Consider the following 13696-nt stretch of genomic DNA (forward strand, 5'->3'; position numbering starts at 1 on the left):
GGTGTCGTGGGTTTTTTGATTTCTAAAAGAAAAAATCCTTTTTTAGAAATTTCCAGATCTTCTCATCAAACCATCTTTGTTTTTGATGATGATCTCTTTACCGTTAAGATCGATTAGACCTTCGTTTTTAAACTCTGTTAAATGACGAGAAAGTGATTCGTTGATCGTACTTGCTAGTTGAGCAAATTCGTTGCGAGTCAGTTTTAAGTTCAGAGAAATTCCGTTCGGTGTTTGAACGCCGAATCTATCAGCTAGCAAAACTAGTTGATAAGCGATGCGTTCTTGCACAGAGGCTAAATAGTGCAACTGACTGATAGTTTCAAAAGACTCAAGGTCGTTCACTGCTTGATTAAGAAGAAGTTTAACAAGTGGACTTGCTTGTGCCATAGCAACTTGAATTAGTTCACGAGGATATAGCCAAAGTACTGTCGATTTCACTGCCTTTGCATGGCAAGAAGTCGTAGCTCCTTTAACTAGCGCCTTGTATCCAAAATATTCACCAGGCGAAACCAGCTTAGTGACATATTCGTTTGTCGTTGTGCGGCCCCGTGCGTGTGAACGGTTAACAACAACCTTAACGCATCCGGACTGAACATAATAAAGTCCTTTCGCAGGTTCACCTTCTTTGAAGATCATTTCCTCTTCTTTAAGATGAATCACTTCGTAGGGAACATTTGAAGTGTTCGGAATGTTTAGGTTTTGATTACCCATAAAACCAAGGGAGTTTACTCCGCCGTTGAGTATTGTCTGAGATTCCATACTCTAATTCCTCCGAGTTCTTTCTATTGGGTTAAATGTTTAAGCCATCCTAAACCTGGTATTAAACACCCGCCTAATTGAAATTTAGACATAACTGACTTGTAACGGGCTTTCATTTTAACATAGAAAGGTTTGACTTGACTCAAAAAGTCTCGGCCCTTACCTTCTGCCCACATAAATTTAAAAAAGTTTTTGTAAAATCAACCGCTTAATCCGTGCTAATTATCACTAAAGTTAAGCGTCAAAATGGGGGTTCGACCATGGTAAATTTTACCCTTACTGCCTTGTTAATAATGTTATTCAGCATCGTATCCATCGCAGCACCCCTAAAAGTAGGCCTGGTCTTAGATAAAGGCGGAAAAGATGACAAATCTTTTAACTCTGCCGCTTACCTGGGCGCCAAAAAAGCTGAAAAAGATTTAAAAATTGACCTTAAATATGTCGAAGCGACAGATACAAACGCGATCGAAAACTTGCACCGTGCGTTTGCTAGAAAAAACTTTGATTTGATCATCGGTATTGGATTTGCGCAAAAAGATGCTGTTAAAAAAATCGCAGCTCAATTCCCAAAAGTAAAATTCGCCATCGTTGATGGTGAAGTCGATGCGGCAAACGTTCGCTCGCTTCTTTTTGAAGAGCATGAAGGTTCATTCCTTGTTGGTGCGTTGGCGGCAATGGCTTCAAAAACAAATTCAGTTGGCTTCGTCGGCGGAATGGATATTCCTTTGATCCGCCGTTTTGCTATGGGTTATGCAGCGGGTGCTAAACACATCAATCCAAAAATCAAAATCACTGAAAACTATATCGGTGTGACTGGTGAAGCTTGGAACAATCCTGCAAAAGCAAAAGAACTAGCATTGGCTCAATACTCTGCGGGTTCTGATGTGATTTTCGTTGCTGCAGGCGCTTCAAACTCTGGCGTGTTCGATGCGGCTGAAGAAAAAAAGAAATTTGCGATCGGTGTGGATTCAAACCAAAACTGGATGAAACCCGGGATTATCCTTACTAGTATGTTGAAAGCCGTGGACGTTGCGGTTTTTGATACGATTAAAGAAACTCAAGAAGGCAAATTCACGGGCGGCATTTCTCGTTTCGGTCTAGCGAACAAAGGTGTTGATTACACTCTTGATCAACATAACGAAAAATTGATCACTGCTGATATGAAGAAAAAAGTGGAAGACCTGAAAAAGAAAATCATCGCAGGTCAAATCCAAGTTCCTGATTACTACAAAAAGAAATAATCATGACGATTCCTGCTGTAGAGTTTAAAGGAGTGTCCAAATATTTTGGCGACTGTTGCGCCAATGCGGATATCTCCTTCTCTGTAGCGCCAGGCACCATCCACGCCATCGTGGGTGAAAACGGTGCCGGTAAATCCACCGCCATGAAAATGCTTTTCGGACTGTATCGTCCTAGCGGTGGCGAAATCTTGGTTCACGGAAAAGCAATCCACTTCGAATCCCCGATTGATGCTATGGCCGCTAAAATCGGCATGGTTCACCAACACTTCATGTTGGCGGAAACGCTTTCGGCCTTAGATAATATTTTACTTCAGCAAAAAGGTTCGCCGCTTTCACTTTTACCTAGAAAAGAACAAAAGCAGAAAATCGATGGCATCGCTGCCCGCTACGGTTTTCACATGAACCTTAACGCCAAGGTCGAAGATCTTTCCGTTGGCGAACAGCAGCGCCTAGAGATTCTAAAAATCCTTTCTCAGGATTCAGAAATTCTAATCTTAGATGAACCAACAGCCGTGTTAACTCCGCAAGAAGTTTTAGATCTTTTCAAGAACCTGCGTTTGTTACGCGATCAAGGTAAGACCATTTTAATCATCACACACAAACTTAAAGAAGTGATGAATCTTACAGACTTCGTCACAGTCTTTAGAGCGGGTCGTGTGATTGGCAATAAGAAGACTTCTGAAACTACATCTGAAGATTTGGCTGAAATGATGGTGGGCCGTCGCCTGCAAAAACCTTCAGAGCGTAAGTCAGAAATAGTTCACACTGTGCAACTATTAAAAATGCAAAACGTAAATGCCAATATTGCAGGACAAACTCTTGAAGATTTAAATCTTTCTGTGTGTTCAAAAGAAATTGTCGGTATCGCTGGTGTTGAAGGCAATGGCCAAGACGCTTTGATCCGTGCCCTTTTAGATCGTCACAAGTTAAAGAAAACTGCTGTTCAAGGTGAAGTCGCTTTGCACGGTCGCTTGGGATCTTTTCCGGAAGATCGATTGCGTTTTGGTGTTTTACCGTCGCGCCCCGTTTACGAAAACTTTATTTTGGGTCAGCAACGTAAACCTTCATTTGCCCAAGGTTTGTTTTTAAAAGGTAAACAGATCATAGCGAAAACTCAAGAAGCTATGAACACCTATGATATTCGTCCCCACAATCCACTTTTGCCTTTTGAAAAGTTGTCTGGTGGAAATCAGCAGAAACTTGTCGTAGCCCGAGCTTTGTCGCAAAAACCGGACTTCATTATTGCTGCTCAACCGACGCGTGGGGTGGATATTGGTGCTATCGAATTCATTCACAATGAAATTCGTAAGGCCCGTGATGAAGGGGCTGGGGTTTTACTTATTTCTTCAGAGCTTGATGAATTGATGACCCTTTCTGATCGTATTTTAGTTTTATACAAAGGCCGTTTGGTTGCTGAATTTAACCGACATGAGTTTGATGAAATCGCTTTAGGTAAGGCCATGGGTGGTTTGCAATGAAGCGCATCCTAGGTTTTGTCATCGGCTTAGTTGTCGCGCTTTCCCTGACTTTGTTGGCAGGCGAAAACCCTCTCGACATCTTTATGATCCTTATGCGCAGTGCTTTTGGATCGATGTATGATTTAGGACTGACGTTATCTTATACGACTCCGTTAATATTTTGCGGCCTGTCGGTGGCGATGGGTTTTCATGCCGGACTATTTAACATCGGGGCTGAAGGGCAGATGACGATGGCCGTATTAACGGCTGCCGCAATGGGTGTACTTTTCCCGAATGTACCCTTTCCTTTGGCGCCGATCCTGGCTTTCGTAGCAGCTATATTTGCTGGTGCCTTGTGGGGTTGGATCGCCGGATGGTTGCGCGCATACCGTGGCAGTCATGAGGTGATCATCACGATCATGCTTAATTTTATCGCGGCGGGATTGGCCAGCTGGTTTACTTTAAATATTATTCCTAATCCGCATTCACAAAATCCTGAAACAGCGATGGTTTCTGCGAATTATATGTTTAAAGATTATGACCTGATTGCGCGTTTGTTCCCGGATACTCCGGCGAATGCGTCTTTGGGTTTTGCTATTTTCTTTGCGGTGCTTATGTGGATCTTCCTTTGGAAAACCACATGGGGCTTTGAATTGCGTGCTGTGGGTTCTAACCCTGAAGCGTCCCATCGTGCTGGTATTTCTGAAAAGAAAGTACAAATGTTAGCGATGGCTGCAGCAGGTGCTTTGGCGGGATGCGTGGCACTTTCTGAAGTTCTTGGCAGTGCTGGTCAGTATCGCATTGGTTTTTCGCCTGATTACGGATTTATCGGAATTGCTGTGGCATTATTGGCTGCCAATAATCCTTTAGGGGTCGTGGTGGCGGCATTTTTAATGGGCGCCCTTCATAAAGGCGCTTCGGATTTGGATCTTGAAACAACGACTATCACTCGCGACTTTTCACGTATCATCCAGGCTTTGATTATTTTGGCCGTAGCCGCTGTTCAAGGTTATTGGGTTTGGAAGCAGAAAAAGGGAAAGAGTTAGTATGGAAATGATGACCCTGATTCTTTCATTGTTTCTTGCGACCTTAAGACTTGCCAGTCCTTTGATTTTTGCTTCGATGGGCGGCTTAATGAGTGAGCGTTCCGGTGTTGTGAATATCGCCCTTGAAGGCTTCATGCTAGCAGGCGCTTTTGCTGGCGCAGCTGTCGGTCACACCTATGCATCTGCATGGGCAGGCTGGGGTACAGCACTGATTGTTGGCTTAGCTATCGGTGCTTTGTATGGACTTTTTGTGATCACTTTAAAAGCAGATCAAATCATCACAGGTATGGCGTTTAATCTATTGGTAATGGGTTTAATTCCTTTTCTGACTAAAATTTTTTATAGCTCTACCGGATCTACTCCTCCATTGTTAGTTGAAGACCGTTTTGCATTTGAACCTGTGTTAATGGCTTTTGCTTTGGTTCTACTTATTGCTTTCTGGCTTTATAAAACCCGTTCTGGTTTGTGGTTGTTATTTGCCGGCGAACACCCGGAAGCTTTGCAAGCAAGTGGTGTTAGTGTAAGAAAAGTGCGCTGGATGGGTGTTTGTGCTAGCGGTGCCTTTGCTGCCTGGGGTGGCGCAAGTTTATCTTTGTTCTTAGCGTCTTCTTATTCACCCTTAATGACAGGGGGCCGTGGATTTATGGCGTTGGCGGCCTTGATTTTTGGAAAGTGGAAGCCGCTTCCAACATTGGCTGCCTGCTTACTATTTGCATTCGCTGATGCTTTGCAAATCCGCCTGCAGGGTGTTTCCATTGGCGATATGAAAGTTCCGATTCAGTTTGTTCAAATTCTTCCATACCTAGTAACTATTGTGGCGCTTGCTGGATTCATTGGAAAAAGCCGTGCACCTAAAGCGTTAGGTAAAGAAGATTTTTAAAAGAGGTTTCAAATGAAAAGTTTGATTATTGTTGGTGCACTTTTGATTTCATCACAAGCTTTTGCCTGGGGTGGCCGCGGTCATCATTCGATCTGCAGTGCTGCTAGCTTTTTGGTAAAAGAGCCAGGTTTAAAAGAATACCTTCAGCACAAACCACAGATGATGGGGCACCTTTGCAACATGCCTGATTTTTATTGGAAAAGTTTGGGTTCTGAAGCGAACAAACTTGGTAATCCTACGCACTTTGTTGATATTGAAGTGATTGGATTAAAAGTGAAAGACATTCCGACGGACTATAAAAAGATCGTTGATGAATTCACAGGCAGACCCAATAAATTTAAAAACGATGGCTCTACTATCAAATCCATCCCCAACGAATTTGGTTCTTCTTGGTGGAGAGCCGATCAGTTCATGCGGATGATTGAAGGCCTTGCAAAAGGTTTTGCTTCGGCTGTGGCCCCAGCAAACTTTAAGGAAGAGCAGAACAATGAACTTCCTTACAACAAACTTTCATATGACATGATTGTGGCGATGGGATTGATGGGTCACTTTGTTGGTGATAACGCTCAACCCTTTCACACTTCCGCAGACTATGATGGATATGCTGTGGGTCACGGTGGCATCCATGCTTACTTTGAAGATGCCGTTGTTGGTCAGTTCGATGGCGATCTTGAAGCATTGATTTTAAAAGAAGCGCGGGGGATGAAAAATCCTAGCTTCCTAAAACCTGCGACTGCAGTTGAAAAAATGAAAGCTCTAAGCCAAATTTCTTTTGAAGAGATCCCAAAGATTTTGAAAATGGATCCGATCAAAAAGAAATCTACCTTGGTAAAAGAAAAAGGCATGGAGATTAAAACTGCAGCTGAACGTGAACCAGCCCAAGTGGCATTTAAAAAGATGAAACCACTTATTGTCACTGAAATGGCGCGCGCTTCTGTGTTGTTAGCAAATCTTTGGGATGAAGCTTATGTAAAAGCAGGTCGTCCTAAGATCGGAGCTTACAAATCCTACAAATATCCGTTCACGGTGGATTTTGTCGCTCCAGATTACTACCCAACTGAAGTGAAAGAAGAAAAGAAGTAGAGTTCATTTTTCGAGTGAAAACTCTGTGATAATTTTTCTTTACAGTGTTTTGTTTCCTTGTCAGTTAAGAGGCTTCCCATATACTGGGGCGGATTAATTAAAGGAAACAAAACCATGCTACGTTTTGCATTTGCTGTTTTAGCTACAACTCTTGTACTTTTCTCGATGGCAGACGGTAAACCCATTCGCCCTTACTATAATCCTTTAGGACAACATGCGCTTCACAAACACAAAGGTGATGTTGCATTGGCGGAAGCGATCAGCAAATTAAGTTCTCGGTATAACAGAAAAGCCAAATTTAAATTTAGGCCGAGACCTAAAGTCTTCGTTGCTCAAGCAGATACCGCTAAACGAATCTTTTACTCAAATCATTTAAGAAGTCCGATTTAGCGTCTGCGGCACTCCCTAATATTACGTCACTGAAATGAATTAAGAAAAGATTTGGCGGTTACATTACGAATGAAGCTTCGCTGTTAATTTTTCTTCACAAGATTTTGTTTTCTTGTTAGTTAGGCCGTCCCTTAAACGGTACGTTCGCTGATACAAGGAAACAAAATCATGCATCTCTTTTTTCTATTTACACTTAGCTGCGCAATTTTACCTGCAGCCCATGCTTATCCCTCGCGACCTGGATACAATCCTTTTGAAAAAGCCGCAACTCACGAATATGACGACACTTTGATGATGACTGCGCAGATCAGCGACTTTGTCGACGAAGTGAAAAAAATCAAAATCAAACCGGGCCATCAAAAAAACCTAAAGCACTATTTAAGTCATGCGACTGTGTTGTTAGTTCAGGCGCAAAATGCAAAAACTCCAGAACAAGTCACAAACTCCTGGTTAACTGCGATTTCCTTAAGACAAGAATTTCGTAAGTATGTAAGAAACTACGCACTTCTTTAATTCGTGAGTCTTGGGCCCTTGTAGGGCCGCTGTCATTTTCTTAGACACTACCTTCCGGGTTATATTGCAGCCCGCCCGGGCATAAATCTCGCATTTCAAGTCTTCGGATTAAAACCATAGAGGAGAGACTATGAAAAAGAAATTTATGCTAGCAATGGCAATCGTGATGCTTTTGGGTTCCGTTAAAGCGATGGCTGAAGAGATGGATGAATTCGATCATGCTCATCAATTAGCAATCATAAACACCGTTCAGCTTAATAAAATCGAAGATAATATTAAACTGATGGAAGGCCTTAAAGACCTAGCTGATCTTCAATACCAAGAGGGCGAAACTTCTACAGTTGGACAAATCACCAAGCTTACGGAAGAAGCTACTATCTTAGCTAAAGACCTTAATGCAGATTCAGATGGTTTAAAAGTCGATGAGACTTTAGAGCAAGTAAAAATTTTAGCAAGAACTGCATGCTCAATTGCTAAAGTAGATCAGCAAGACTGCAAAATTCAGGAATAAAAGATGCTTCGCACGAACAAGCTCTCATTATTGATTGCCCTCATCTACATGGGTTCCATGGGGGCTTGTTCATTCAAAAAAGACTCAGTTAACAAATCTGATGCGACAGTACACCAATTTGAAACAAAAGAGACCTTGCCGGAATTCTGTCACGAGGACACTTCTGAAGATACCAACGGAGATATGCTAAGCTTAAGCTCGAGCCAAATTGAGAGCGACCTTTGCTTATCCTGGACACTTCTTAAAAAAGAAACCAACGAATCAAATATACTCCCTTATCACAATAAGGTTTTTACTAACCTTTTAAGATCGCTCTTTTTAGTTTCAGAAACTATGTCATCTGAACAAAAAAAGGCTTATCTGAATAAATTCTTGAACTGGGCAACAGAATACGGGTTTAAGAATAAAGCTATTAACCAAGATTTAATTAGCTTAAATAACTTAACCTTTAATCAACTTAACAACGTAAAGATACTTAATAAAGATTTTTTGAGCTCAGGCTTATTTCCGTTCGCCAAAACAGACGAATTAACGCTTAATCAGTATGAACAATACTTTTCCCGCTTATCCGAAAAGACGTCCTTAGCCGAGATCTGTAAAGAAGATCATCTGAAAAATATTTTTAAGTCTCGCTCACTGGGCGCCGCTACTTCACTGACTTTACAAATATGCAAAACCACTTTTCCGGCAAGCACTTTAGTATATCAACGACAGATATATGCCAAACTTGTCCATCCAAGTGAAATATCATACGTGGCAAGTGCAATTGAATCGGGATTTCTAATTCACAACGAAGATAAATCATCGATTAATTTGGGTCATATCATTGCCACTGCCGTAAAAAGAAATGATAAAAACTTGTTCAAACTAGGTGAAGTTGCTTTTCCTAAGGCCGAGAATAAATTTTATTCTTTAGCTATGGCAGAAAAGATAGATTATCCGTTAAAAGATTTCGTATCGACAAGCAGTGCGCGTCTCTTTCTTCACATATTTTCATCACAAGAGATAAATAATTGCTTTAAAATGGATACATGCTCATCACTACTGGAATACTTCAAAAAAAGCGACGTCATCCCCAATGAATCCCAAACTAGAGATATCTTGTCGAAGCTTAACCGCTTTTCGCTTTATGATTTTGAGCTCAACAGTTTACTGGCGTTTTATAAACTTCTTAGAAGCAATACAGTTACTGGATTTACGCGTTTGTTTAATGAATTCAAATTACAGGATTATGAATTAAAAATGTTAGAAAGAAAACGTGGTAGCTATGAAATTCTCTCTCAAATTTTTAATCTCAAATTCGAAGAAGAAATCTTGGGACTAAATTTTTCTGACGATAACTCTGTATATCTTACCAGATCACTGGGTGAAGACTCTGTTCGTTTAAGCGGCCGTCTTCTGTTGATGCGAAACTTCACGGATAAAAAGTTTGAAAACTTGGATCACCATTTTGGTATCTCATTAACTCACGCAGGATTAACCTATCTGCTGCGCTTTAAAGACTCTTTAGAGATACTAGAATCGAACACGGATTTTGCCGAAAAGATTGTTTGCAGGAATGCAAATGCAATTTTAGATAAAGAATGCGATTCGATCCCAAATGAAGTTATTGAAAAATTTAAAGCTGTTATCAAATTTCTTTGATTCTAACTATGACTTAAAGAAGTTCCTGCCGAAGCTATAACAATACAAAAAATCGCAGCCCACTGTATCGGTTCTAATGTTTCCTTTAAAAAAATAGTTCCTATTACTGTTGCGACCACTGGCTCTAGCGACATTAGAATGCCGAAGGTTTTTGCGGGGATATTTCTCATCGCCTTCATTTCTAGCGAATAGGGAATGGCGCTTGATAATAAAGCGATGGCTAAACCCATTGGCCACAGGCTTGGGTTTTTGATCCTGTCCCCTTCTAAGAAGATTCCAAAGGGTAACACTGAAAGTGCTGCGAACACCATTCCCCATGCTGATACTTGCAAACTAGAGCCGTGCTTACCTGCGGCTTTGGCAAATACGATATAAAGCGCCCAAAATAGAGCTGCACATAAGACAAAGAGGATGCCGATGGGATCTAAGCTTCCGCTATATTCTGATGTTGGAAGAATTAAATATATTCCTAGGGCTGCCAAGGCGACCCAAAGCAGGTCCACTCGCTTTTTAGAAGCTAAAACTGCTACTGATAATGGACCAATGAACTCAATCGCCACTGCAATTCCCAAAGGAATTCTTTCTAGGGCAAAATAGAACGTCAGGTTCATCAAACCTAGGGAAAGACCATACGCGAGAAGGATAAAAAAGTTTCCCTTGGAAATATTATGTTTCCAAGCCCTGCCGACGATGAATAACATGATGGCTGAAAATGAAACGCGTAAAGCAGTGGTTCCGGCGGCACCTGCAAGTGGGAAGAATTGCTTTGCAATCGAAGCACCATACTGAATTGAAAGCATTGCTATCAATAACAAACCCAAAGGTAAAAGATGTTGGCGCATAATCTACGATCCTTCTGTTAGAAAGCTGACAGTCGCGCGCGCCCAAGGGCACACTTTGGCATCAGGGTGTTTTAGCCCTGCTAACTATGCGATATCTGGTTCGGCCTTTCCCAGAATGAAACGATTCTTTCGGCACGGTCATAGCATTAGGGATATATATACCGTTTGCTACGAAGGAGTTCAAAATGACATTCGCAAAAATCATCACTGCAGCAATGATCGCACTAACAGCTTCAACTTCTTTCGCGACTACGAAATGTGATCACAAAGGCAACGGTGGTCTTTTTGCTAACACGAATCCTACAAAAGCTACTTACGCTGTTAAGACAGACAAACAAGTGGTTAAAGCTGGTGTTCGTTAATTTCTAGCAGACAGAATATTTGAATAGCCCCCAAAAAGGCTCAGGAGTTTCCCCCAACTTCTGGGCTTTTCCCTTTTGAATCGCTGCAAATAGGTCATCTGACTGCGTTGTCGGCCTTTGTCCTCTCTCCGCCGTGGCGCTGCCACGGCTTCGCTGCGGTAAAGACCTCCGCCTTGCATATGACCTATTTTCAGCAATTCAACCTTTTAAAAAAAGCAAAAAAAAGCCCAGGTTACCCTGGGCTTCTTTATTCTAATTTCTTAGATGTTCCGATTAGAACATGTAAGTCATAGAAGCGTTAGCTAGCAATGTATTTGCGTTAACATCACCAGTTGTAGAACCAGCTAGAGTTCCATCAAGAGTCAATTTACCGAATTTCAAACCAGCACCCGCAGCAACTGTAGTGTCGTTAAGAAGTTGAGTATCGCCATCGTTCGCGTCGTCTTTAACATCGCCTAAAAGAACTGTTTGTTTGATTGAACCGCGTAAAACCATCCAAGAAGTTGCATCTAGCTCCATACCAACAAGTACAGGAAGACCAGTAGCAGTTCTCGTAGCAGGTCCTTGTTTCAATTCAGAAGAAGCGTAAGAAGCACCATAGAAGAAGCTTCCACCGTCAACTTTTACTGTATCGATAGCACCGATAGAGTATTCGTTTTTCTCGATGTCAGTGTCAGTTCCACCAGCGGTCAAAGTACCTTTTGTTGTGAGGTATTTTGCATAAACGTACATAGAATCCATCCAGTAACCACCACCAAGATCGATAAGACCTTTTTGTTCAAGTTCTGGAGCAACTGGAGCAAGATCGTTCTCAGATTTACCCATCAAACCGAAACGTACGTATGCATCCCAGATGTCAGTTCTAACACCGGCAGAAGCTCCCATAGTACCAATTTTTCTATTGCCTGCAGCTGCATCAGATTCATCTTTAGCTGCAGAGTAATGGAATCCGAAACCCCATTTTAAACCAGCAAGTTCAGTACCATACATTAGATCAAGAGCATTTTGTTCATTCAAAAGGTCTGGACCAACCAAAGCATTGTCATTAACTGCTTTTACAAATTCGCTAACAGTAGCGCTTTGACGACCAAGGTAAGCACCCCATTTACCCATTGCAGAAGATCTTACGAATCCACCTTCAGCGTGAGGTACAGCACCTGCATTGTTCGCAGCGCCGAACTCAAGAGTAGCGAAATCACCAAGATAGTGAATGTCTGCAGAGTTTACGAAGATCGTTTGAGTATCGATCAAGTGAGCTGCATTGCCCAAAGCTGTCAAACGAGCTTTAGAAGCAAGAGCAGGAGTAGCCGCAACTGTCAAAGCTGCTAGTACTAAAAGTTTTTTCATTGTTGCATCCTTTCGTTTCTTTGCGACCTTGCGGCCGCATATTTTTTAATCCATTAAAGGTTCTAAGCCTGTACATAAAAAATGCTAATGACGACCTAGCCTAAGATCAACAACAAAAAAATTTCGTACCTCTGTTCGATCCAATCTCATCAATTTTGATCGCAAAAAAAGCGTTCGCGAAAAAAAATTCTTTGAGTAAGTTTTTTTGAAAAATTCAGCGCGATTTTTTTCGCTCTATAATTACATGAAAACCGCACCAGCCTTGGATTTCCGTTAAGTCAAATGAAGCACGGGAAATTTTTCTTTGATTAAGTTTTTTTGACGGGGTTTTATTTTTTTCGGTCCACTTTTCCGGTTTATTTTGGACATTGACGCGAGTTTGCAAAAGTAACCCCGTTCACTGGATTAAGGTCTAGTCATCTTCGAAGTTATGTAACAAGTCAGCTAGACCTTGCCCCTAATTTTGTCTAACACTAAGCGCTCCAAATGAATTAAAGGAGATTACGTGAACAAGTTATTTAATACGTCATTATTAATAGTGATGCTTCTTGGTACGACATCTATTGCACAAGCTGTAGAAATTGACGGTATTACTGTCCGTGGTGAAGCAGCCCTTAACTATTCGATGCTTACACCTGGCAATGATTCACTTCCGAATTCGAGTGCCGGCGACGATCAAGTTTACAGCCTTAACCAGGCACAAATCTTATTGTCTAAAGAAACCGAGAAAATGGCTTTTATGGCTCGTATCGCTTTTTCTCCGACTGAATATGCTACTTCACCCACTGAAAATGAAAATTCAAACTTCGGCAACCTTGAGCAGATCGAACTTTATTATAAGCCTAGTAGCTATCTATATATTGGCTTCGGAAGATTTTTAACTACTTTAGGTTTTGAATCCTCCACCCGTATGGACAACTTGATGTATCTGACGACTATTGCTTTTTCTCAAATTGTTCCGTCCTTTGGTGAAGGTGTGCGCGCCAAATACATATATAATGATATGACGGTGTCTTTGACATCCTATAATAAAGCTCCGTACGTAGCTTACGGCGATGATCGCAAAACTACAAAAACAACAGAGCTTTCAGTTAGCCAAACGATGGGACGCGCTTCTTTATTCGCGGGTTACTTAATGGGTACTGACACAAATGCCGTTAGCGGAGCCAAAGAAGACAAATCTGCTGCCAGCGTTTATGCTTCTTATAAGTTAGCTGACAACTTCACCACAGCACTTGAATACGAATCTAAAACTTCAAAGTTTGAAGCTGAAGCCCATACACGCTGGGCTGATTCGACTTCTTTATGGTTGGTTTATGGATTAGGTCAACACAACTTGGGTATCCGTTATGAACAAGTTCGCGGCGCAAATGAAATTGGCTACGGGCCTGCAGACGAGATCAATTCAATCACAGTCTCTGACAAAATCGCAGTATCAGAAAATTTAAATGTTTACGTGGAATATCGCCAAGATAAAGCCAACGAAATGATCTTCCCTGATGAAGACGGGGTGGCTCTTATGAAAGAAGACGCGGGCGTCCTTTCAATCACGGGCTTAGCTTACTTCTAAAAATGGTGAAAGGGGGCCCAGTGTCCCCTTTCAAGTTTTCTTACCGCCTGC

General features: G+C 41.7%; 14 protein-coding genes. 11 read left to right on the forward strand and 3 right to left on the reverse strand.

Annotation, left to right across the window (positions count from 1 at the left end; genetic code table 11):
• Window positions 1–42 precede the first annotated feature (42 nt).
• Window positions 43–759: a Crp/Fnr family transcriptional regulator gene (locus MNR06_RS09885; protein WP_243535561.1), complete on the reverse strand. Its 717-nt coding sequence runs from the start codon at window positions 757–759 to the stop codon at window positions 43–45.
• Between the two features lie 260 nt (window positions 760–1019).
• Between MNR06_RS09885 and MNR06_RS09890 the strand changes: the two genes are divergently transcribed.
• From MNR06_RS09890 to MNR06_RS09930, 9 genes are all read left to right on the forward strand, one after another.
• Window positions 1020–2000 (forward strand): BMP family lipoprotein, encoded by a 981-nt coding sequence (locus tag MNR06_RS09890; RefSeq protein ID WP_243535563.1) that lies wholly within the window; start codon window positions 1020–1022, stop codon window positions 1998–2000.
• A gap of 2 nt (window positions 2001–2002) precedes the next feature.
• Entirely contained in the window at window positions 2003–3478 is a 1476-nt protein-coding gene (locus MNR06_RS09895) for an ABC transporter ATP-binding protein (protein ID WP_243535565.1), read from the forward strand.
• Complete coding sequence (locus MNR06_RS09900) at window positions 3475–4503, forward strand: ABC transporter permease (protein ID WP_243535568.1); 1029 nt, start codon at window positions 3475–3477, stop codon at window positions 4501–4503. Before MNR06_RS09895 ends, MNR06_RS09900 begins: the two co-directional genes overlap by 4 nt.
• Window position 4504: 1 nt before the next feature.
• Entirely contained in the window at window positions 4505–5383 is an 879-nt protein-coding gene (locus MNR06_RS09905) for an ABC transporter permease (RefSeq protein WP_243535570.1), read from the forward strand.
• A gap of 12 nt (window positions 5384–5395) precedes the next feature.
• The gene (locus MNR06_RS09910; RefSeq protein WP_243535572.1) at window positions 5396–6466 is read left to right on the forward strand and encodes a phospholipase C/P1 nuclease family protein; all 1071 of its coding nucleotides are present in this window, start codon (window positions 5396–5398) and stop codon (window positions 6464–6466) included.
• Window positions 6467–6580: 114 nt separating this feature from the next.
• A complete protein-coding gene (locus tag MNR06_RS09915) occupies window positions 6581–6856 on the forward strand; it encodes a hypothetical protein (RefSeq protein ID WP_243535574.1) in 276 nt (91 codons plus the stop codon).
• Between the two features lie 168 nt (window positions 6857–7024).
• Window positions 7025–7369 carry a hypothetical protein gene (locus MNR06_RS09920; protein ID WP_243535576.1) on the forward strand — a complete coding sequence of 115 codons (345 nt, stop codon included), beginning with the start codon at window positions 7025–7027 and terminating at the stop codon, window positions 7367–7369.
• Window positions 7370–7499: 130 nt separating this feature from the next.
• A complete protein-coding gene (locus MNR06_RS09925; RefSeq protein WP_243535578.1) occupies window positions 7500–7880 on the forward strand; it encodes a hypothetical protein in 381 nt (126 codons plus the stop codon).
• Window positions 7881–7883: 3 nt separating this feature from the next.
• On the forward strand, window positions 7884–9524 hold the full coding sequence (locus tag MNR06_RS09930) for a hypothetical protein (RefSeq protein WP_243535580.1): 1641 nt from the start codon (window positions 7884–7886) through the stop codon (window positions 9522–9524).
• A 2-nt stretch (window positions 9525–9526) separates the two neighbouring features.
• Here MNR06_RS09930 and MNR06_RS09935 read toward each other — a convergent pair whose 3' ends face one another.
• On the reverse strand, window positions 9527–10366 hold the full coding sequence (locus MNR06_RS09935; RefSeq protein WP_243535582.1) for an EamA family transporter: 840 nt from the start codon (window positions 10364–10366) through the stop codon (window positions 9527–9529).
• Between the two features lie 185 nt (window positions 10367–10551).
• On the opposite strand from MNR06_RS09935, the gene MNR06_RS09940 reads away from it, so the two are divergent.
• Complete coding sequence (locus MNR06_RS09940; protein WP_243535584.1) at window positions 10552–10728, forward strand: hypothetical protein; 177 nt, start codon at window positions 10552–10554, stop codon at window positions 10726–10728.
• Between the two features lie 273 nt (window positions 10729–11001).
• Here MNR06_RS09940 and MNR06_RS09945 read toward each other — a convergent pair whose 3' ends face one another.
• Window positions 11002–12075, reverse strand: coding sequence for a hypothetical protein (locus MNR06_RS09945; RefSeq protein ID WP_243535586.1), 1074 nt, complete (start codon window positions 12073–12075; stop codon window positions 11002–11004).
• Between the two features lie 505 nt (window positions 12076–12580).
• On the opposite strand from MNR06_RS09945, the gene MNR06_RS09950 reads away from it, so the two are divergent.
• Window positions 12581–13645, forward strand: coding sequence for an outer membrane beta-barrel protein (locus MNR06_RS09950; RefSeq protein WP_243535588.1), 1065 nt, complete (start codon window positions 12581–12583; stop codon window positions 13643–13645).
• Window positions 13646–13696: the final 51 nt, after the last annotated feature.

The sequence above is a fragment of the Bdellovibrio reynosensis genome (assembly GCF_022814725.1).
Classification (GTDB): Bacteria; Bdellovibrionota; Bdellovibrionia; order Bdellovibrionales; family Bdellovibrionaceae; genus Bdellovibrio; species Bdellovibrio reynosensis.

Excerpts from the sequence above, each read along its gene's own strand:
- MNR06_RS09885 (WP_243535561.1), bottom strand. The coding sequence starts at position 759 with ATGGAATCTCAGACAATACTCAACGGCGGAGTAAACTCCCTTGGTTTT.
- MNR06_RS09905 (WP_243535570.1), top strand. The coding sequence starts at position 4,505 with ATGGAAATGATGACCCTGATTCTTTCATTGTTTCTTGCGACCTTAAGA.
- MNR06_RS09895 (WP_243535565.1), top strand. The coding sequence starts at position 2,003 with ATGACGATTCCTGCTGTAGAGTTTAAAGGAGTGTCCAAATATTTTGGC.
- MNR06_RS09910 (WP_243535572.1), top strand. The coding sequence starts at position 5,396 with ATGAAAAGTTTGATTATTGTTGGTGCACTTTTGATTTCATCACAAGCT.
- MNR06_RS09935 (WP_243535582.1), bottom strand. The coding sequence starts at position 10,366 with ATGCGCCAACATCTTTTACCTTTGGGTTTGTTATTGATAGCAATGCTT.
- MNR06_RS09920 (WP_243535576.1), top strand. The coding sequence starts at position 7,025 with ATGCATCTCTTTTTTCTATTTACACTTAGCTGCGCAATTTTACCTGCA.
- MNR06_RS09930 (WP_243535580.1), top strand. The coding sequence starts at position 7,884 with ATGCTTCGCACGAACAAGCTCTCATTATTGATTGCCCTCATCTACATG.
- MNR06_RS09890 (WP_243535563.1), top strand. The coding sequence starts at position 1,020 with ATGGTAAATTTTACCCTTACTGCCTTGTTAATAATGTTATTCAGCATC.
- MNR06_RS09945 (WP_243535586.1), bottom strand. The coding sequence starts at position 12,075 with ATGAAAAAACTTTTAGTACTAGCAGCTTTGACAGTTGCGGCTACTCCT.
- MNR06_RS09915 (WP_243535574.1), top strand. The coding sequence starts at position 6,581 with ATGCTACGTTTTGCATTTGCTGTTTTAGCTACAACTCTTGTACTTTTC.
- MNR06_RS09940 (WP_243535584.1), top strand. The coding sequence starts at position 10,552 with ATGACATTCGCAAAAATCATCACTGCAGCAATGATCGCACTAACAGCT.
- MNR06_RS09925 (WP_243535578.1), top strand. The coding sequence starts at position 7,500 with ATGAAAAAGAAATTTATGCTAGCAATGGCAATCGTGATGCTTTTGGGT.
- MNR06_RS09900 (WP_243535568.1), top strand. The coding sequence starts at position 3,475 with ATGAAGCGCATCCTAGGTTTTGTCATCGGCTTAGTTGTCGCGCTTTCC.